This is a genomic window from Endozoicomonas sp. ALD068 (genome assembly GCF_049310145.1).
GTDB lineage: Bacteria > Pseudomonadota > Gammaproteobacteria > Pseudomonadales > Endozoicomonadaceae > Endozoicomonas_A.
The window spans coordinates 5,989,008-6,009,635 of record NZ_JBLYNU010000004.1 but is presented as its reverse complement, the minus strand read 5'-3'; the positions used below and the strand labels follow the sequence as shown (position 1 = coordinate 6,009,635).

The 20,628-nt window shown below is 50.0% G+C and carries 17 protein-coding genes and 1 pseudogene; 14 read left to right on the top strand and 4 right to left on the bottom strand.

The features are described from left to right. Positions 1 to 2 precede the first annotated feature (2 nt). Both ACO6V5_RS22390 and ACO6V5_RS22385 read left to right on the top strand, forming a co-directional pair. Positions 3 to 545 (top strand): YfiR family protein, encoded by a 543-nt coding sequence (locus ACO6V5_RS22390; RefSeq protein WP_422412364.1) that lies wholly within the window; start codon positions 3 to 5, stop codon positions 543 to 545. 78 nt (positions 546 to 623) lie between these two features. Continuing rightward, the gene (locus ACO6V5_RS22385; RefSeq protein WP_422139078.1) at positions 624 to 3,074 is read left to right on the top strand and encodes an ATP-binding protein; all 2,451 of its coding nucleotides are present in this window, start codon (positions 624 to 626) and stop codon (positions 3,072 to 3,074) included. Positions 3,075 to 3,417: 343 nt separating this feature from the next. On the opposite strand, the gene ACO6V5_RS22380 is transcribed toward ACO6V5_RS22385, so the two are convergent. Continuing rightward, a complete protein-coding gene (locus ACO6V5_RS22380; RefSeq protein ID WP_422139079.1) occupies positions 3,418 to 5,202 on the bottom strand; it encodes an acyl-CoA dehydrogenase C-terminal domain-containing protein in 1,785 nt (594 codons plus the stop codon). A 170-nt stretch (positions 5,203 to 5,372) separates the two neighbouring features. Further along, positions 5,373 to 5,948, bottom strand: a complete 576-nt coding sequence (locus tag ACO6V5_RS22375) for a hypothetical protein (protein ID WP_422135574.1) — start codon at positions 5,946 to 5,948, stop codon at positions 5,373 to 5,375. A 316-nt stretch (positions 5,949 to 6,264) separates the two neighbouring features. On the opposite strand from ACO6V5_RS22375, the gene ACO6V5_RS22370 reads away from it, so the two are divergent. Next, positions 6,265 to 6,525: a hypothetical protein gene (locus tag ACO6V5_RS22370; RefSeq protein ID WP_422139080.1), complete on the top strand. Its 261-nt coding sequence runs from the start codon at positions 6,265 to 6,267 to the stop codon at positions 6,523 to 6,525. A 294-nt stretch (positions 6,526 to 6,819) separates the two neighbouring features. On the opposite strand, the pseudogene ACO6V5_RS22365 reads toward ACO6V5_RS22370, so the two are convergent. Then, positions 6,820 to 7,155: pseudogene (locus tag ACO6V5_RS22365) on the bottom strand (transposase); the annotation flags it as partial. A 420-nt stretch (positions 7,156 to 7,575) separates the two neighbouring features. Continuing rightward, the gene (locus ACO6V5_RS22360; protein WP_422139081.1) at positions 7,576 to 9,366 is read right to left on the bottom strand and encodes an acyl-CoA dehydrogenase C-terminal domain-containing protein; all 1,791 of its coding nucleotides are present in this window, start codon (positions 9,364 to 9,366) and stop codon (positions 7,576 to 7,578) included. A gap of 525 nt (positions 9,367 to 9,891) precedes the next feature. Here ACO6V5_RS22360 and ACO6V5_RS22355 point away from each other — a divergent pair. The 11 genes from ACO6V5_RS22355 to ACO6V5_RS22305 all read left to right on the top strand — a co-directional run bounded on the left by ACO6V5_RS22355 (position 9,892) and on the right by ACO6V5_RS22305 (position 20,599). Next, positions 9,892 to 10,986 (top strand): ankyrin repeat domain-containing protein, encoded by a 1,095-nt coding sequence (locus ACO6V5_RS22355; RefSeq protein ID WP_422412637.1) that lies wholly within the window; start codon positions 9,892 to 9,894, stop codon positions 10,984 to 10,986. A gap of 188 nt (positions 10,987 to 11,174) precedes the next feature. Beyond that, positions 11,175 to 12,227 (top strand): ankyrin repeat domain-containing protein, encoded by a 1,053-nt coding sequence (locus ACO6V5_RS22350; protein WP_422412639.1) that lies wholly within the window; start codon positions 11,175 to 11,177, stop codon positions 12,225 to 12,227. 37 nt (positions 12,228 to 12,264) lie between these two features. Beyond that, positions 12,265 to 12,894: an ankyrin repeat domain-containing protein gene (locus ACO6V5_RS22345; RefSeq protein ID WP_422412641.1), complete on the top strand. Its 630-nt coding sequence runs from the start codon at positions 12,265 to 12,267 to the stop codon at positions 12,892 to 12,894. Then, entirely contained in the window at positions 12,870 to 13,130 is a 261-nt protein-coding gene (locus ACO6V5_RS22340; protein ID WP_422412643.1) for an ankyrin repeat domain-containing protein, read from the top strand. The genes ACO6V5_RS22345 and ACO6V5_RS22340 overlap by 25 nt, the downstream gene beginning before the upstream one ends. After that, on the top strand, positions 13,097 to 13,384 hold the full coding sequence (locus ACO6V5_RS22335; protein WP_422135581.1) for an ankyrin repeat domain-containing protein: 288 nt from the start codon (positions 13,097 to 13,099) through the stop codon (positions 13,382 to 13,384). Before ACO6V5_RS22340 ends, ACO6V5_RS22335 begins: the two co-directional genes overlap by 34 nt. Positions 13,385 to 13,522: 138 nt before the next feature. Then, positions 13,523 to 14,377 (top strand): ankyrin repeat domain-containing protein, encoded by an 855-nt coding sequence (locus ACO6V5_RS22330; RefSeq protein WP_422412645.1) that lies wholly within the window; start codon positions 13,523 to 13,525, stop codon positions 14,375 to 14,377. A 199-nt stretch (positions 14,378 to 14,576) separates the two neighbouring features. Continuing rightward, a complete protein-coding gene (locus ACO6V5_RS22325) occupies positions 14,577 to 15,860 on the top strand; it encodes an ankyrin repeat domain-containing protein (protein WP_422412647.1) in 1,284 nt (427 codons plus the stop codon). Between the two features lie 137 nt (positions 15,861 to 15,997). Then, on the top strand, positions 15,998 to 17,155 hold the full coding sequence (locus ACO6V5_RS22320) for an ankyrin repeat domain-containing protein (RefSeq protein WP_422412649.1): 1,158 nt from the start codon (positions 15,998 to 16,000) through the stop codon (positions 17,153 to 17,155). A gap of 188 nt (positions 17,156 to 17,343) precedes the next feature. Then, entirely contained in the window at positions 17,344 to 18,333 is a 990-nt protein-coding gene (locus ACO6V5_RS22315; protein WP_422135585.1) for an ankyrin repeat domain-containing protein, read from the top strand. A gap of 144 nt (positions 18,334 to 18,477) precedes the next feature. Continuing rightward, positions 18,478 to 19,668, top strand: coding sequence for an ankyrin repeat domain-containing protein (locus ACO6V5_RS22310; RefSeq protein WP_422135586.1), 1,191 nt, complete (start codon positions 18,478 to 18,480; stop codon positions 19,666 to 19,668). A 136-nt stretch (positions 19,669 to 19,804) separates the two neighbouring features. Beyond that, positions 19,805 to 20,599 carry an ankyrin repeat domain-containing protein gene (locus ACO6V5_RS22305; RefSeq protein ID WP_422135587.1) on the top strand — a complete coding sequence of 265 codons (795 nt, stop codon included), beginning with the start codon at positions 19,805 to 19,807 and terminating at the stop codon, positions 20,597 to 20,599. The last annotated feature ends 29 nt before the right edge of the window (positions 20,600 to 20,628 follow it).

Below are 20,628 nucleotides of genomic sequence, written 5' to 3'. Positions count from 1 at the left end.
TCATGCCGATGCCAATCAACATGATCAAATCAAACATAAGACTGCTGTTGATAACGGCCAGTTTGTCGGGGATGTTCTTTAGCACTGCAGTCAAAGCTGGCACACCAGAAGACAGGGTCAAAACAGCCATTGTTTATAAAATTACCAAATTCGTGAGCTGGCCGAAGAAAAAGCAAAGCCTCACTCTCTGTATTATTGGAGAAGGTTCGATTAATAGTGAGTTGGTAAAAATTAACCGTAAAAACAGTATGGGCAGACGCCTTTCTGTCACCCGAAAAGATTTGAATGCGCCTGTGGATAAGCTGTGCGATATTCTGTATATCCACAGCATTGACCAGGCATCCTCTACAAAAATGACCCGTAGTCTTAATGGCAAGCCTATTCTAACCATCAGTGACAGTCGTTCATTTGCTGAGCAGGGTGGATTAATTGGTTTGGCTCGGAAGGGAAAGAAGATCAACTTCACCATCAACAAATCCTCTGTGGATAAATCGGGTCTGAAGATCAGCTCTCAACTAAAAAGTCTGGCCAAAGTCATTGAGTAAAAAAGCCAAACGAAAAAAATTAATCACTCGTTTTCATCCCATTCGGGATGAAAACCTTTTTCAGTCAAACAATCAGTCATGGTGACGTTCAGAAATCTGCCTATCAAGCGAAAACTGCGTTATGCCATGCTCATCACGGCGTATGCGGTACTTCTGGTAACTTTGTCCATTCAAAGTATCAGCGATCTTATGAAGTCTCGGGCCTCTCTGGTTGAACATATGGAAACCCTGGCAGAAGTTGTAGGTTCCAATGCTCATGCCGCTCTGCTTTTTGGGGATGAAAACTCTGCCAAAAAACTGTTAACCGGTTTTGGCAGCGCTCCCCATGTTCAATCTGCTTTTCTTTTAAGTGCTGACGGTGAAGAGATTGCTGCCTATCATCGTTCCAATCAAAGTCCCTGGGCCTTCTCAATAAAAGAGCCTGAACGTCCGGTTACTCTTTTCACCAGTACCCGTCTGCACTTGTACCGCCCCATTGTTCTCGATCAACAATTGATTGGCGCTATCTACATTCAGGGTGATCTGTCTCCTCTGTATATAGAACTGACTGAAAATCTTTTTTTAGCCTTGTTAGCCGCCCTGATCTCTATCATTCTGACCTCGATGCTTGCCTCAAAACTGCAGAGATTACTGGCTAAACCCATTACTGAGCTAGCCAACACCATCTCCCAGATGACCAAAAACGAACAGTATGATCATCAGGTTCAAAAATTTGATAACGATGAGATTGGTCAGCTGTACGACTGCTTCAACGAAATGCTGATGCAGATAAAAGAACGGGACAAGAGACTGCAACAACATCGCGAAAATCTCGAAGCTTCTGTTGCCGAAAGAACCAGAGAGTTACACAGTGCCAACCGTGAACTTAAAGATAATATTTCTGAACTGCATGAAGCCAAGGAAGCAGCCCTTGAAGCAGCCAAGGCTAAAAGCGCTTTTCTCGCCAATATGAGTCATGAAATCCGCACGCCTATGAATGGCGTTCTGGGTATGCTGGAGTTGTTAAAAGATACACACCTTAATCCAGCACAGCAGGACTTTCTGGAGACTGCCTATAACTCCGCAGATGTGTTGCTGCTGATCATTAACAACATCCTCGACTTTTCCAAAATTGAAGCAGGAAAGATGGATATTGAATCCATTAACATGAACCCTGCAGAGATCGCTGAGGATATCTGTGCCCTTCTGGCAGGAGAAGCCAGAGAAAAAGGTCTGGATTTAAGCTGTTATACCGATGTAGATCTACCTGCTATTTTGCAGGGAGATCCGGTACGACTGAGACAGGTACTCACCAATCTTGTGGGTAATGCTGTCAAGTTTACTGAAGAAGGTGAGGTGATTGTCCGACTGAATATGTTGGAAGCCAGGGAAAACCGGGTCAAAGTGGAATTTTCAGTAAAAGACACCGGTATTGGTATCGCACCCGATGTACTGACCAATCTGTTCTCAGCCTTTACCCAGGCTGACGGAAGCACCACCCGCAAGTTTGGTGGAACAGGTCTGGGGCTCACTATATCCAGACAGTTATTGGAGCTGATGGGCAGTGACGTCGAAGTATCCAGTGCCTTGAACCTGGGCTCCACGTTCTCATTTGTTCTGGATCTGAATGTATCTGACTCTCAGACACTCGAGCCTGAAAATATCAGTCATGCTCCGGAAGACTACACAGAAGTGACTGTCGAGGATAATGCCTTCAGTCATCACATCCGAATTCTTCTGGTTGAGGACAACCAGGTTAACCAGAAAGTCGCTGTCAGTATGCTTAAAAAAATTGGATTAAATCAAACTGACATTGCAGCAGATGGCAATGAAGCAGTCAGTATGAGCCATAATCAGGCATATGATCTGATACTCATGGACTGCCAGATGCCGGAAATGAGCGGCTATGAAGCCACCGGTCTGATAAGAAAGCGAGAAAGTCTTCATAACCTGCCACGCACTCCCATTATTGCCATGACGGCCAATGCTATGCAGGGAGACAGAGAGAAATGTCTGGCATCCGGCATGGACGATTATCTGAGCAAGCCCATTAAGACCGATACCCTCAAAGAGAAACTGAGCCAATGGCTGATTAATGATCTTGATGACAATGATTTCGAATCAGATATTAAACCTGTTTCCAAAAAGATAGAAACAGAAGACAGCCTTGAGCGAGAAGATAGCCTTGAGCCAGAAGACAGCCTTGAAACAGAAGATCAAGACCCGATTCTGGATATGGCCACCCTGAATACCCTGAAAGACATCATGGAAGAGGAATTTGACACCCTTGTTGAAAGCTATCTTGAAGACGCCCCATCACTGTTGAAAGACATTCAAAATGCTTCAAAAGAAGCAGACTTACAGATTATGATTCGAGCGGCTCACACCTTAAAATCCAGTAGTAATAACTTTGGTGCATCCTTGCTGGCTGGTATTGCACTGGAAATCGAAAAAATGGGTAAAGATAATAAGCTATCCGATGCCATTCACTTAATCCCTGAACTCGAAGAGGCTTTGATTAAAACCACTGAGGCACTTAAATCACTCTGAGCCATAGTCAATTTTTCCGGAATCGACTGCCAGTTGGCGCTACGCGCCATACTCGGCGCACCAAAGAAAAAAACCTCGCAATGCGAGGTTAATGAATTCCGGGCTGACTCCGTGTGAGCATCCTGCTCATTATTTTGCGTCCCTGCATCTACATTCCATGTAGATTAATGGCCCAGTACTTTAATCATAGACAATTACCCAAGAATGCAAAATCAGCTGAAATAAAGAATAGCGTTATGGGTCTTTCAATTGATTTACAAACTTGAATTAATATGAAAAAGCCTTTCAACACCCGAGTGAAGAAAGGCTTTATTTATTGGTTAAATAAGGGAATTATTCGCTATCAAAATTGCTCAGCCGACAATTCATAAAGCGCTTCTGTTCCAGAAGCCGCAGAAACAAGTAAACCTTCCATTCTGGGCAATAAACGCTGGTAAAAGTATCGGGCAGTAATAATCTTTGCCCGATAAAAATCATCTTCCTGAGTGCCTGCTGACAACTTGACTTGAGCTTCTCTTGCCATCATCGCCCACATCCAGGCGTAAGCAACGTACGAGAATGCATGCAGATAATCATTACAGCTGGAGTTAATCACATTCGGATCATTGGCAGCCTGACTCAGCAGATCATCTGTCAGGGTCTCAAGTTTGACCAGAGCTGTTTCCAGAGGAGCAGTGAACTCATCGCTTTGTCCCTCAGCAATAAAGCTCCTGATATTAGCGGCAAATTGTTTGAATGAGGCACCACCATTCATAGCGATCTTGCGACCCAGCAGATCCAGTGCCTGAATGCCATTGGTACCTTCATAAATCTGGGCAATACGAACATCCCTGACCAGTTGCTCCTGGCCCCACTCACGGATGTAACCATGACCACCAAATACCTGCTGACCGGAAACACAGCTTTCAAGGCCCATATCGGTCAGGAACGCTTTCACAACGGGGGTCAACAGGCCCACCTGATCTGAAGCCTGGTTTCTTTCTGTTTCATCCGGGCTGAACTTGGCTGTATCCAGCAGATTCGCGACATAGGTTGAAAAAGCTCGCCCACCCTCGTTCAGAGCTTTCATGTTAAGCAGCATTCTTCGAACATCGCCATGCACAATGATCGGATCGGCAGCCTTTTCGGGCTGTTGCGGACCGGTAGCTGCCCGGCCCTGAACTCTGTCCAGAGCATATTCGAGGGCTGACTGATAAGACATTTCACTGGTGCCCAGTCCCTGAATACCCACAAAGAGTCGCTCATAGTTCATCATGGTGAACATAGCGTTAAGACCCTTGTTAAGATCTCCCACCAGGTAACCTTTGGCGCCATCAAAGTTCATGACACAGGTGGCTGAACCCTTGATCCCCATTTTGTGTTCCAGAGAACCACAGTGAACCTGGTTTCTATCTGCCAGAGTCCCATCTTCATTCACATTTACCTTGGGTACCAGGAACATGGAAATACCTTTGGGTCCGGCAGGTGCATCGGGCAATTTGGCCAGAACCAGATAAATGATGTTTTCTGTCAGATCATGCTCACCGGCAGTAATGAAAATCTTGGTGCCGGTAATGTTGTAGGAACCGTCACCATTATCTTCCGCCCGGGTTCTGATTATACCCAGGTCTGTTCCACTGTGTGACTCAGTCAGGCACATAGCTCCCGTCCATTCGCCGGAATAGAGTCTGGGAAGATAAAGGGACTTAAGCTCTTCGCTGGCGTGGGCATCAATCGCCAGCGCAGAACCGGATGTCAGGCTCGGGTAGAGGATAAAGGCCAGGCTGGCACTGCTGAACATTTCATCAAATTGTGCACTCAGTGCTTTTGGCATCCCGATACCACCATACTCGGGATTGCCGGCGATGCCTGTCAAACCAGCTTCTGAAAACAACCGATAGGCTTCTTTATAGCCTTTCGGAGTGGTAACGCCTTCTTCACTCCAGTGGCAACCTTCCTCATCACCTTCCCGGTTGAGAGGAGCCACTGTTCTCGCAGCCAGTTTGGCACCTTCTTCCAGGAAAGCATCAGCCGTTTCACGATCAACCACTTCCTGGGTAGCAGGCCACTGACTCCATCGCTTGTCGGTGTTGAACACTTCGTACATTACAAAGCGCATATCACGGAGAGGTGCCTGATAGTCTGCCATGGGGGACACTCCTGAAATTTTAATGTTTTTAATCAGTGTCCGGTCATTTTACCCCAGAGGAACAGGGGCTAAAAGGAATGTTTTAAACTAACGTTTGAATTTTTAACTACAAAAAAACGACATCTCCAATTTGTGGTATTTTTTGATAAGGGTGGCAAACGTTCAGGGCATTAGAAACGGTAATAAAAACCCGCAGAGAAAACCACCGCCGCATAGGATAACTCAACACCAAACCCCTTATAGTCGATGTCGAGTACGGCCTGAACCAGAGGGAAGACACGGCTTAGATATTCCTTATATCCATAGACAATCCCTGCGCGATACCCTGCCTCTATATCAAAGGCTCCATATTTTTGTTGGTACAGAGTTCGCTGCACACCTCCAGACCAGACTCTGTCACAGTGGGTATTAATGAGAGTTGCGCCGTAATAGCCTTTATAGGAGAAAGCGATCAGCTTATTGTTGCTTTCCTGATCATCACCACCCTCAAGATGAAAGGTCCACATGCCCAGGTAGAGATGATCTCTGGAAGGACGACCCCAAATTTGATCGACCCAATCTGTCTCCTTGTTAAAACTGTCATAAGGCAAAGAAGTGTCTGCAGTGACTGAAACGAGTTCTTCTTTCCCATGCGAGCCCTCATCCCTGATCTGCAAGTTTTTAAGGTCTGTGTCAACAGCCAATAGAATGTCTGTCGGCTCTAACCATTGCAAATGCCCCTGATGAGCCCGAAGCTCGTAGTTCATTTCATTATTTTCAGCCGCTTGCACTTTCAAGCCGCAGGGTATCAAAAGAAGAAATATCTGTAAGAAAGAATTAATGGATTGCTTAAAAAAGCCCGATAAGGGATTTATTAGTGTTTTCTGCTTGCTCATCGCCTCGCCTAATACAGCTCCGGTTAGGTACTTATATCTCCACGGACTTTGAAAAAGGACCAATGCCGTGTTTTTTATAGACCAGCGTTGGAGGTTAGGCAAAAAACATTAGACTCAAAACAGTGTCTGGAAAAATCACCAGACTGCATTTTTATTAAATAACTGCGCATATTTCAAAGGAATGTTTATGCGGTATCTTATAACCCTGATCAGCATGATGCTGAAAATCACATGGCAGCCAGACTGGATGCAGGATCAGCTGCCCGATAACCGTCACTTTTATCGTCGAACCTTGACTGGCTCTTATCGAGCCAAGAAAAAGATTGTCAAAAACATCTGGATCGCAGCCGGACTGTTAATGCTGATTAATCCGGTTATACACATTGTGATGCTAATCGCTCTTCCCGTTACCCTCCTCAGCTTTGTTATTCTCGATGAAACTTCCTAGGAGCCTTATATGGTCCGCCCCGTTTTGCAAGAGCCTGTTTTGTTAATTAGCAAACAAAGATAACTGCAATCATATATACGGCCTATTCATGAGGTCTAACCCTCTGGCCCTGATGGGTATCCGCGCAACCTGGCCTTATCAGTCCGACGGCCTCAAGGGCCAAGACTCCTATCAGGTTTCAGGTTGCCGGTTTTTACCTGTTTGCCATCAACTGTACATGCTCATCGCAATCTGCGGGGGGGTTCCCCTTTGATTAAGCTTATGCTTTACTTTGCCGCTGCCGCCTTTACCTCATTATGCAGCCTTGTAAACTTCATTTCGGGTCATGATGACCCAGACAATCCGAGCCATTTTATTAGCCAGACCAACGGCGGCAACGTTGTGATTGCTGCGCTCATTAAGTTGGCTAACCCATTTTTTACAGCGGTCATCCTTATTTTTGAGGCAGTGGAGTACCGAACGTGCGCCGTGTATCAATAATGTGCGCAGGTATTTATCACCCCGTTTACTGATGCCCAGCAGGACTGACTTACCGCCTGTGGAATGCTGTCTTGGAACTAATCCCAACCATGCGGCAAGGTGTCGACCAGATTTAAAATACGTCGCATCACCAACGGCTGCCTTCAATGCTAGGTGAAAGTTGTTCTTGCCAATATCGATACCAAGTGCTGAAATAGTCATGGGTGGTTCGCTCCGGTTAATCCTGTTTAAATGGTTAACTCCATTTTGGCTCATTTGAAGCCGTTTAGGAGGGGCGGACCATCCCATTAGACCGAGAATAGACTGCCCTACACGGCAACTGCTCCTGCGTTGCTCTAGCTCCTGCATCCATGCAGTCGTGCGGCGGCAGCAAATTGGTCTGAAAATCCGCTTTTGTTCGTCAAATAGCTCGCTATTCTCCTCACAAAACCGAATTTTCATCCTCAATTTTCTGCCGTCCTCGCTACGGGGTCGCCTAGACGGGCGCTATTCTCGGTCAGGCTCCTAGTGTTCAGACATAAAAAAAGGGGCTGCCGAAGCAACCCCCTGTCAGAAAACTCTTATCCGGGATTAGAGTTCACCGAAATCTTCCTCAGCCATATCCAGCAGATTCGCTGTGCCTGACAACATGGCAGATTTGTGAGCCTGTGTTCTTGGCAGGATACGTTCAAAGTAGAAACGTGCAGTCTGAATCTTGGCTTTGTAGAAGCCTTCTTCAGTTGTACCTTCAGCCAGCTTCTCCTTGGCCAGGCGAGCCATATCAGCCCACATATAAGCCAGAGTCGCATAACCGGAATACATCAGGAAGTCGACGGAAGCCGCACCCACTTCATCAGGATTTTCCATCGCCTTCAGGCCCAGCTGCATGGTGAGATCGCCCCACTCCTTGTTCAAGGCAGCCAGTGGCTCAACAAAGGCTTTCAGGTCTTCGTTTTCAGCGTGAGCTTTACAGAACTTGTGAATTTCCTTGGTAAATGGCTTCATGGTTTCACCACCGCTCTGGAAGATTTTTCTTCCCAGCAGGTCCAGTGCCTGGATACCGGTAGTTCCTTCGTACAGCATGGAGATACGGCAGTCACGAACGTTCTGCTCCATACCCCATTCACTGATATAACCGTGGCCACCGTAGCACTGAAGTGCGTGGTTGGCGGACTCAAAACCGGTTTCGGTCAGGAAAGCCTTGACGATAGGTGTCAGGAAGCCCAGTTCCTTATCAGCCTGTTCACGCACTGCTTCATCAGGACTGTGCAGCAGATCTGCTTTCTTGGCTGTGTAGTAAAGAAGGGCACGATTGCCTTCGGTTAAGGATTTGATGGTCAGCAGCATCCGACGTACGTCAGGGTGCACAATAATTGGGTCAGCCGGACCTTCAGTGTTCTTGGCACCGCTCAGGGAGCGCATTTGCAGACGTTCGCGGGCGTAGCGCAGAGCACCCTGGAAGGCGATTTCACCGTGGGACAGGCCCTGAATACCCGTACCCAGGCGGGCAGTATTCATGAAGGTGAACATGCAGTGCAGACCACGGTTTTCCGGACCAATCAGGAAGCCGGTTGCTTCGTCAAAGTTCATGACACAGGTGGCGTTACCGTGAATCCCCATCTTGTGCTCGATGGAACCACAACTTACGCCATTGCTCTCACCGTGCTTGCCAGGCAGATATTTGGGAACGATAAACAGCGAGATTCCTTTGGTACCTTTTGGAGCACCCGGCAGACGCGCCAGAACGATGTGGACAATATTGTCTGCCATGTCGTGTTCACCGGCAGAAATAAAGATCTTGGTACCTGAAATTTTATAAGTACCATCAGCGGCAGGCTCGGCTTTGGTTCGCAGCATACCCAAGTCAGAACCGCAGTGAGGCTCGGTCAGACACATGGTACCTGTCCATTCACCGGATACCAGCTTGGTCAGGTAAGCTTGCTTCTGTTCTTCAGTACCATGGGCTTCCAAAGTATTCATGGCACCATGACTGAGTCCGGGATACATGCCCCAGGCCCAGTTGGCTTCTCCCATCAGTTCGCTGAGAACCAGACCCAGAGAGTAAGGCAGACCCTGGCCACCGTATTCTGGATCACTGGACAGTGAAGGCCAGCCGCCTTCAACGTATTGCAGGTAAGCCTCTTTAAAACCGTCTGGTGTTTTTACACCGTCCTCGGACCAGGTGCAGCCTTGCTCATCACCGACCTGATTCAAAGGGGCCAGAACCTGTTCACAGAACTTGGCACCTTCTTCAAGGATGGCGTCTACCATATCAGGGCTAGCTTCTTCTCCGCCGGGGAGACTGGCGTAATGTTCCTGATATCCCAGGAGCTCGTCACGAACGAACCGGATATCGCGCAGGGGGGCCTTATAGTCTGGCATAACGGTACCTCTGGGTTGTCTTATATTTATTCATGAAACAGATTGCAAAAGTATAGCAACAGTTTCAAACAGTCGTTTGAAAGTTACGTTCGCTTACAGTAAATGTCAACTATTGTTCATGTTCCCTTCAGTTTGCTCGGTTGATTTTCATGGTCGAGAGCTATGATGCAGCGCCTGTGGTGAATGAGGTCAGTGGTATATCTTATGCGGATGATTTTTTTCTTGATCGAGCGCTTTTTAAGCCTGTTTTGCGGGGTATTTGGATCAGGTGAAGCAATCATCGGCAGAAAAAATTAATGTCGATGCCATTGTGAATAATGGTATCACTGCTTTGATGCTGGCATGCGAGAACGGAAAAAAACGTTGTGTTATCCAGTAACCACGGCCTTCAGGTGTTCCCATCTTCTGAGTTTTTGAAATTGGTGACTATTTAGTCACTACAAACTTTGATTGCCATATATATGAACTACCATAGTTTCTTTGTACCTAACCCGGACCACCTAGTGGACCTAGTGGCCAACAAAGATGCTCTACTTAAGTGTTGCATTGCTCGCTACCCTCTCCCTGTGGACAGTGAAGGCTGATCACTGTCCTATTTGTCTGGCTCACTTCCATGGCCGAAGTGCAGCGCCCGTGGTCGTCAAAACCCAATGTTGTGGCCAACTCTTCGATCTGGACTGTATTTCGAAGTCTTTTGTTGGACAGCCCATCGGCTCGCGACAGTGCGCGATGTGTCGGCAAGACCCGATGCCTGTGGTGAATCAGAACACCAATGAATCTCACCCGGATACATTTTTCCCCGATCAGGGGTTTTATCTTGCCTGTTCTATCGGGGATCTGGGTCAGGTGGAGAGGTCAGTGGCAGAAGGCGTTAATGTTAATGCTGTTATGACTAATGGTCTCACTGCCTTGATGTTGGCATCCCGCTGGAGGCACGCTGAAGTCGCAGAACGCCTGATCAATTCCGGGGCAAACGTCAACACTGCCTGGCATGGGGATGGCACCACCTCGCTGTTCCTGGCTGCTATGAATGGCTTTACCGACTGCGTAAAAATACTGATCAACGCCGGGGCGGATCTCGACATCCCCCGGACTTCGGATGGCGCCACTCCACTGTTCGCCGCTGCTATGAGAGGCAATACCGACTGCGTGAAACTTCTGATCAACGCCGGGGCGGATCTCAACGCCGGGGTGGATCTCAGCGCCGGGGCGGATCTCAACGCCCGAACCAAGACTGACACCACACCACTCTTCGCGGCTGCACAAGAAAATAACACCGACTGCGTAAAACTCCTGATCAACGCCGGGGCGGATATCAACATCCCTCGGACTTCGGATGGCTCCACCCCACTGTTGGCCGCTGCTGTGAAAGGCAATACCGACTGCTTGGAACTCCTGATCAATGCCGAGGCGGATCTCAACGCACAAACTGAGGATGGGCTCACCGCACTGTTCATGGCTGCTCAACAAAATAACATCAATTGCGTGAAGCTCCTGATTAACGCCGGGGCGGATCTCAACATCCCTCGGATTTCGGATGGCATCACCTCACTGTCCATCGCAATCGCGATGGGCAATACCGAGTGTGCGCTAGCCCTTATCAAGGCTGGAGCAAAGTAGGGAACTGAGGCAAGGAAGGGAGCGAAAAAAAGGCGTTGTGTTATCCGGTAACCGCAGCTTTCAGGTGTTCCCATCTTCTGAGCTTTTGAGGTAGGTGATTATTTAGTCACAGCAAACTTTTATAGCCATAAAAATAAACTACCATAATTTCTTTGTACCCAACCCTCACTACTTCTTGGCCAGTACAGATGTTCTACCTATGGATGACATTGATCGCTGCCCTCTCCTCATGGACACTAAAGGCCGATCAATGTGCTATTTGTCTGGCTAACTTCCATAACCGTAATGAAGTGCCTGTGGTCGTCAAAACCGCATGTTGCGGCCAACTCTTCGATCTGGACTGTGTTTCGAGGTGTTTTGTTGATCAGCCCATCGGCTCACGCCGTTGCGCGATGTGTCGGCAAAACCCGATGCCTGTGTTAAATCAAAACACCAGTGAATCTCTCCCTGATACATTTTTCCCCGATCTGACGTTTTATAGCGCCTGCTCCAATGGGGATCTGGATCAGGTGGAAAGGTCACTGGCAGAAGGCGTCAATGTCAATGCCGTCGTGACTAATGGTTTCACCGCCTTGATGTTCGCATCCTATTATGGGCAAATGAACGTCGTCGAGCGCCTGGTCAACGCCGGGGCGGACGTCAACATCGCCCGGAATGAGGATGGCGCCACCCCGCTATTCATAGCTGCCCAAACAGGCAACACCGGCTGCCTGAAAATCCTGATTGAAGCCGAAGCAGATCTCAACGCCCGGACTAAGAATGGCGCCACCCCGCTGTTCACCGCTGCACAAGAAAATAACATCGACTGCGTGAAACGCCTGATCAACGCCGGAGCTGATCTCAACGCCGCCCGGACCGAGGATGGCGCCACCCCGTTGTCCGCCGCAGCACAGATGGGCAATACCTATTGCGTGAAAGCCCTGATCAACGCCGGGGCGGATCTCAACACCCCGACCAAGACGGGCGCCACCCCGCTGTTCTTCGCAGCGCAGGAAAATAAAACCGACTGCCTGCAAGCCCTGATCGAAGCCAAGGCAGATCTCAACGCACGAACTGAGCGTGGGGTCACCGCACTGTTCATCACTGCCCAAGAAAGTAACACCGACTGCGTACAACTCCTGATCAACGCCGGGGCAGATCTCAACGCCCAGACCAAGACTGGCGCCACCCCGCTGTCCATCGCAACAGAGATGGGCAATACAGAATGTGCGCAAGCCCTTATCAAGGCTGGAGCAAAGTAGAGAACTGAGGCAAGGAAGGCAGCGAAAGAAAGGCGTTGTGTTATCCAGTAACCACGGTTTTGCTTATGAATATCAACACTCCCCCCCTTTCCCCATGGGTACTGACGCCAGCTCGAAGGACGATGTTTGTGCTATTTGTTTGGAACATTTCCACGGCCACGATGTGGCGCCAGTAGACGCCGACGAAACCAAATGTCTAACCCATTGTGGCCACACATTCCATCTGCGCTGTCTTACGAGTCAATATTTTAGAAAACCTATCGGCTCACGCCAGTGCGCAATGTGTCGGCAAAACCCAATGCCTGTGGAGAAAGAGAAAACCAGTGAATCTCTCCCGGATAAGTTTTTCCCCGATGAGACGTTTTACGATGCCTGTTATCAAGGGGACTACGATCAGGTGGATAAGTCACTGGCAGACGGAGTCAATATCAATGCCGTTATGAAATATGGTGTCACTGCCTTGATGCTGGGATCCTTCAGTGGGAACAGGGCAGTCGTCGAACGCCAGCTCAACGCCGGGGCGAAGGTCAACTTTGCCCGGACTGCGGATGGTGCCACACCGCTTTTCATGGCGGCCATGATGGGCAATACCGAGAAGGTGCGACTCCTGATTGCTACAAGGCAGATCCCAACGCCGCCTTGTTGGATGGCACCCCCTCACTGTTAATCGCAGCCATGAAGGGCTATAACGAGTGCGTAGAAATTCTGATCGAAAACGGAGCGGCTCTCGACACCGCCAGGGCTCAGGACGGCTTCAACCCACTGTTAGCCGCAGTCTGGGGAGGCAATACCGATTGCGCGGAAACCCTGATCAAACACGGGGCCGATCTCAACACCCCCAGGACTAAAGATGGCACCCCCCGCTGTACATGGCAGCTCAGGAGGGCAATACCCAGTGCGTGAATCTCCTGCTCAACGCTGGTGCGAATCCCAACACTGCCTTACCAACTGGTGCCACTCCGTTGTTCATCGCAGCCCTGAAGGGCAATGTCGAGTGCCTGAAAATCCTGCTCAACTTTGGAGCAGATCTCAAAGCCGCCAGATATAGGGATGGCGCGACTGCATTGTCCATCGCAATTGAGAAGGGCAACAACGACTGCACAGAAGCCCTTGTTGAGGCCGAGAAAGCAAATGAAGGGTACTGCGTTATCTTGTAAACACGGCTTTAAGGTGTTCCCATCTTCTGAGCTTTTGAGATGGGTGATTATTTGGTCACAGCAAACGGTGATAGCCATACAAATGAACTACGATACTCCCTTCGAACCTAACCCTTACTACTCACTTGGCTAGCACAGATGTTCTTCTTATGTATGGCGTTGCTCGCTGCCTTCTTCCCGACGACACTGGGGGCCGACATATGTCCTGTTTGTCTGGCTCCCTTCCATGGCCGAAGTGAAGAGCCTGTGGTCGTGACAACCCAATGTTGTGGCCAACGCTTCGATCTGGACTGTATTTCGAAATGTTTTTCTGAACAGCCCATCGGCTCACGCCGTTGCGCGACGTGTCGGCAAAACCCGATGCCTTTGGTGAATCAGAACACCAATGAAACTCTCCCGGATACATTTTTCCCCAATCAGACGTTTTATCTTGCCTGCTTATCTGGAGATCTGGATCAGGTGGAGAGGTCGCTGGCAGAAGGAGTCAATGTCAATGCCGCTATGACTAATGATTTTACGGCATTGATGTTGGCATCCACTATAGGAGACACAGACCTCGTCGAACGCCTGATCATTGCCGGGGCGAACGTCAACACTGTCCTTTCGAGTGGCGCCAATGCAATGCTCATGGCTGCTTACTTGGGTAATAGCGACTGCGTGAAACACCTGATCAACGCCGGGGCAGATCTCAACGTCGCCAGAACGTCGGATGGCGCCACACCACTTTCCGTCGCAGCCTGGAAAGGCAGTACCGAATGCGTGAAAGCACTGATCGAAGCCAAGGCAGACCTCAACCTCCCCAGGACTGATGGCGCCACCCCGCTTCACGTCGCAGCCCGCAGAGGTAATCACGGTTGCTTGGAAATCCTGATCAACGCCGGGGCGGATCTCAACGCCGCCAGAACTTCGGATGGCTCCACCCCGCTGTCCATCGCAACCGAGATGGGCAATAGCGAGTGTGCGCAAGCCCTTATCAAGGCTGGAGCAAAGTAAGGAACTGAGGCAAGGAAGGAAGCAAAAAAAGGCGTTGTTTTATCCGGTAACCGCAGCTCTCAGGTGTTGCCATCTTCTGAGCTTTTGAGATGGGTGATTATTTAGTCACAGCAAACTTTATAGTCATAAAATTGAACTATCGTGCTTTTTTTGTATCTAAATCTGTATAGCTTCTTAAAAAAACACAGAGGTTTTACTTATGAATATCAATACTCACTCCCCTTTCCTCATGGGTACTGACGTAAGTTCGAAGGACGATGTCTGTGCTATTTGTTTGGAAAATTTCCATGGCCACGATATGGCGCCAGTGGACGCCGACGAAACCGAATGTCTAACCCATTGTGGCCACACATTCCATCTGGTCTGTCTTACGAGTCAGTATTTTACAAAACCTATCGGCTCACGCGAGTGCGCAATGTGCCGGCAAGACCCGATGCCTGTGGTGGGTAAGAAAATCGGTAAATCTTACCCGGATAAATTTTTCCCCGACGAGACGTTTTACGATGCCTGTCTTCAAGGGGATTACGATCAGGTGGATAAGTCACTGGCAGAGGGGGTCAATATCAATGCCGTTATGAAATATGGTCTCACTGCCTTGATGCTGGGATCCTGTAGTGGGAACAGCGCAGTCGTCGAACGCCAGCTCAAAGCTGGGGCAAAGGTCGGCGCTACCAGAACTGAGGATGGTGCCACCGCGCTTATTATTGCAGTCCTGGAGGGCAATACCGAGTGTGCGCAACTCCTGATCGACAAAGGGGCGGATCTCAAAGGCATCCCTCCACTGCTCATCGAAGTCCTCAAGGGCAATACCGAAAAGGTGCGAATCATGATTGCCGATGGGGCAGACCCCAACACCGACTTGTGGGGCACCACCCCAGTGTTTACCGCAGCACTGAAGGGCAATACCAAGTGTTTACAACTTCTGATTGAAAAAGGGGCGGCTTTTGACACTGCCAGAGCTTCGGATGGCTTCACTCCACTGTCCATCGCAGTCTGGAAAGGCAAAACCGATTGTGCGGAAATCCTGATCAAAGCCGGGGCGGATTTAAACGTCCGGACTAACGGTGGCTATAACATGTTGTTTCTCGCTGCCCAAGAAAATAACACCGGGTGCGTGAAACTCCTGATCAAACACGGGGTGGATCTCAACGCCGCCGGGACTTCAGAGGGCACCACCCCGCTCTACATGGCAGCTCAAGAGGGCAATACCCAGTGCGTGAAACTCCTGCTCAACGCCGGTGCGAATCCCAACACTGCCTTGCCAGAGGGTGTCACTCCACTGTTCATCGCAGCCGAGAAGGGCAATGTCGAGTGCCTGAAACTCCTGCTCAACTTTGGAGCAGATCTCAAAGCCGCCAGATATAGGGATGGCGCAACTGCATTATCCATCGCAACTGAGAAGGGCAACAACGACTGCGCAGAAGCCCTTGCCAAGGCCGAGGCAGCAAAGAGAGCAAATGAAGGGTACTGCGTTATCCTGTAACCACGGCTTTCAAGTGTTCCTGTCTTCTGAGCTTTTGAGATAGGTGATTATTTAGTCACAGCAAACTTTTGTAGCCATAAAAATAAACTACCATAATTTCTTTGTACCCAACCCGCACGACTTCTTGGCCAGTACAGATGTTCTACCTATGGATGACATTGATCGCTGTCCTCTACTCATGGACGCTAAAAGCCGATCAATGCGCTATCTGTTTGGCTAACTTCCATAACCGTAATGAAGAGCCAGTGGTCGTCAAAACCGGATGTTGCGGCCAACTCTTCGATCTGGACTGTGTTTCGAGGTGTTTTGTTGATCAGCCCATCGGCTCACGCCGTTGCGCGATGTGTCGGCAAAACCCGATGCCTTTGATGAATCAGAACACCAGTGAATCTCACCCGGATACATTTTTCCCCGATCAGACATTTTATATCGCCTGCTCCAACGGGGATCTGGAGCAGGTGGAGAGATCACTGGCAGAAGGCGTCAATGTCAATGCCGTTATGACTAATGGTTTCACCGCCTTGATGCTCGCATCCTGTTATAGGCAAATGAACGTCGTCGAGCGCCTGATCAATGCCGGGGCGGACGTCAACATCGCTCGCAATGAGGATGGCACCACCCCGCTGCTCATCGCTGCCCTGTTGGGTAATACTGGCTGCCTGAAAATCCTGATCGAAGCCGGCGCGAACCCTAACACCCCCCGGACTACGGATGGCGCCACCCCGCTATTCATAGCTGCCTATGAGGGCAATACCGGCTGCCTGAAAATCCTGATCCAAGCCGAAGCAGATCTCAACGACTGGAATAAGAATGGCGCCACCCCGCTGTACACCGCTGCACTAGAAAATAACATCGACTGCGTGAAACTCCTTATCAACGCTGGGGTGGATCTCAACGCCGCCCGGGCCAAGGATGGCGCCACCCCGTTGTCCAGCGCAGCGCTGATGGGCAATACCGATTGCGTGAAAGCCCTGATCAACGCCGGGGCGGATCTCAACGCCCGGGGTAAGAATGGCACCACCCCACTGTTCTTGGCTGCCTATGAAAATAACATCGACTGCTTACAACTCCTGATCACCGCCGGGGCGGATCTCAACGCTGCCTTGCCGAATGGCATTACCCCGCTGTTCATCGCAGCCCTGAAAGGCAATACCGATTGCGTGGAAACCCTGATCAACGCCGGGGCGGATCTCAACGCCGCCAGAACTTCGGATGGTGCCACCCCGCTGTCCATCGCAACCCGGAAGGACAACACCGACTGCGTGAAAGCCCTGATCAAGGCTGGGGCAAAGTAGGAAACTGAGGAGAGGAGGAGAACACATCAAAGGCATCGTGTTATCCAGCAAACACAGCTTTAGGGTGATTCCACCTTCTGAGTTTTTGAAATGCTTGAATATTTAGCCACAGCAAACTGTGATAGCCATACAAATGAACTACCATACTCCCTTTGAACCTAACCCTTACTACTTATTAGCTAGCACAGATGTTCTTCTTGTGTATGGCATTGCTCGCTGCCTTCTTCCCGACGACACTGGAGGCCGACATATGTCCTGTTTGTCTGGCTCCCTTCCATGGCCGAAGTGAAGAGCCTGTGGTCGTGACAACCCAATGTTGTGGCCAACGCTTCGATCTGGACTGTATATCGAGGTGTTTTGCTGATCAGCCCATCGGCTCACGCCGGTGCGTGATGTGCAGACAAGACCCGATGCCTGTGGTGAACCTGGACACCAGTGAATCTCTCCCGGATACATTTTTCCCCGATCAGACCTTTTTTGATGCCTGTTATGACGGGGATTTGGATCAGGTGGAGAAGTCACTGGCAGAAGGAGTCAATGTCAATGCCGTTACCTCTGATGATCTCACGGCCTTGATGATGGCATCCTATGGGGGGCATACAGACGTTGTCGAGCGCCTTATCAACGCCGGGGCAAGCCCCAACGCCGCCCGATCATGTGGTGCTACCGCGCTGACCTTCGCTGTCCAGGAAAATAACCCCGACTGCGTGAAACTCCTGATCAACGCCGGGGCAGATCTCAACGCCGCCAGAACTTCGGATGGCGCCACCCCGCTTTTCATCGCAGCTTTGAAAGGCAATACCGATTGCCTGGAAATCCTCATCCACGCCGGGGCGGATCTCAACGCCACAAGGACTTTGGATGGCGCCACCCCGCTATTCATCGCAGCCTGGAAGGGCTTCACCGATTGCGTGGAAATCCTGATCCACGTCGGGGCAGATCTCAACGCCGCCACGACTTCAGATGGTGCCACCTCACTGTTCGCCGCTGCTGAAAAAGGCAATACCGAATGCCTGAAAGCACTACTCGAAGCCGGGGCTGATCTCAACGCCCTGACTAAAGATGGCGCCACCCCGTTGTCCATCGCAACCATGCTGAGCCATAGCGATTGCGTCAAAGCCCTTACCGAGGCCAGAGAAAGGAAGGAAACAAAAGAAAGGCATTTTGCTATCCACTAAAAACAGCTTTCAGGTGTTCCCATCTTACGAGTTTTGCAATGCGTGATTATTTAGTCACAGCAAATTTATTCGCCATAAAACTGAATTATCGTACTTTTTTTGTGTCTAAAACTCATTAGATAAAACAACGAGGAGGTTTTACTTGTGGATGCCATTACTCACTCTCATTTACCCATGGGAACTGATGTAACGTCGACGAACGATGCCTGTCCTATTTGTTTGGAAGATTTCCATGGTCGCGATGTGACGGCTGTGAGCGTCAAACCTGTATTTCAAACCCAATGTGGCCACCGCTACCATGTGGACTGTATTACGCAGCTATTTCTTGAAGTAGCCATAGACCGCCGCCAGTGCGCGTATTGCCGGGGAGACCCGTTCCCTGTGATGAATTTGAACACCGGTGAATCTCACCAGGTTAAATTTTTCCCCAATCTGAGGTTTTATTATGCCTGTTCAAACGGGAACCGGGAACAGGTGTCCAGGGCGCTGGCAGAAGGAGTCAATGTCAATGCCGTCATGAATAAGGATACTCCCTTGATCTTGGCATCCAATGAGGGGGATGAAGTGATCGTCGACCACCTGCTCAAGGCCGGGGCGGACGTCAATACCGCCCGGACTGAGGACGGCGCCACCGCGCTGATGGTAGCTGCCCAGCGGGGCAGGACCAACTGCGTGAAACTTCTGCTCAAGGCCAGGGCGAATGTCAACGCCCGAAATGTGACGGGCGCCACTCCACTGTACTTTGCTGCTGAGAAAGGCAGAACCGGGTGCGCGAAACTCCTGCTCAATGCCGGGGCAGATCGCAACATCCCCAAGACTTCGGATGGCGCCACCCCTCTGTCCATCGCTGTTTCGAGAAGCTATGTCGAGTGCGTGGAACTCTTGATCAAAGACGAGGCAGATCTCAACACCCGGTTCAGGGATGGCAACACGCTGCTACTCATTGCAGCCTGTAAGGGCACCATGGAACTCCTGATCAAACATGGGGCGGATCTCAACGCCGCCAGAACTTCGGATGGCGCCACCCCGCTTTTCATCGCAGCTTTAAAAGGCAATACCGATTGCGTCGAAACCCTGATCAACTGCGGGGCGAATGTCAACGCCGCCAGGACTTCGGATGGCGCCACCCCGCTTTTCATCGCAGCTTTGAAAGGCAATACCAATTGCGTGGAAACCCTGATCAACGCCGGGGCGGATCTCAACGCCGCCAGAACTTCGGATGGCGCCACCCCGCTGTCTATCGCAATCGAGATGGACAACATCGACTGCGCATTGGCCCTTATCAAGGCCAAGACTCCGAAGAGAACAAATGAAGGGTACTGCATTATCCTGTAACACGGCTTTAAGGAGTTCCCATCTGCTGAGTTTTTGAAATTCGTGATTATTTAGTCACAGCAAACTTTGATAGCCATACAAATAAACTATCATGATTACTTTGGACCTAAACTGCGCTGCTTATTGGCTAGTACAGATGTTCTACCTAAAGGTCACATTGATCGCTGCCCTCTTCTCATGGACACTGAAGGCCGATCTACTTGAAATTTGTCTGGATTGCTACCGCTACCATAGCCGTAGTAGAGAGACTGTGTTCGTCATCACCCGATGTCGCCACTTCTACCATCTGGACTGCATTACGAGGCAATTTGTTATTCAGCCCACAGGCTCTCGCCAGTGCGGGTATTGCCGACAAAACCCTCTCCCTGTTTTGCATTGGCATACCGGTGAATCGTACCCGGATACATTTTTCCCCAATCAGACCTTTTATGATGCCTGTTATGACGGGGATTTGGATCAGGTGGAGAAGTCACTGGCAGAAGGAGTCAATGTCAATGCCGTTATGACCGATGATTTCACATCCTTGATGTTGGCATCCTCCGGAGGGCACACGGACGTCGTTGAACGCCTTATCAACGCCGGAGCAAACGTCAACGCCGCCATGACCTCGAATGGCGCCACCCCGCTTTTCTTCGCAGCTTGGAAAGGCCATACCGATTGCATGAAAATCCTGATCAACGCAGGGGCGGATCTCAACGCCGCCAGGACTTCGGATGGTGCCACCCCGTTGCTCGCCGCTGCTGAGAAAGGCAATACCGTATGTGTGAAAGCACTGGTCAACGCCGAGGCGGATCTCAACGCCGCCAGGACTTCGGATGGCGCCACCCCACTGTCCATCGCAACCAGGTTGGGCCATACCGACTGCGTGGAAGCCCTTACTGCGACCAAAGAAAGGAAGGAAACAAAAGAAAGGCATTTTGCTATCCAGTAAAAACAGCTTTCAAGTGTTCCCATCTTCGT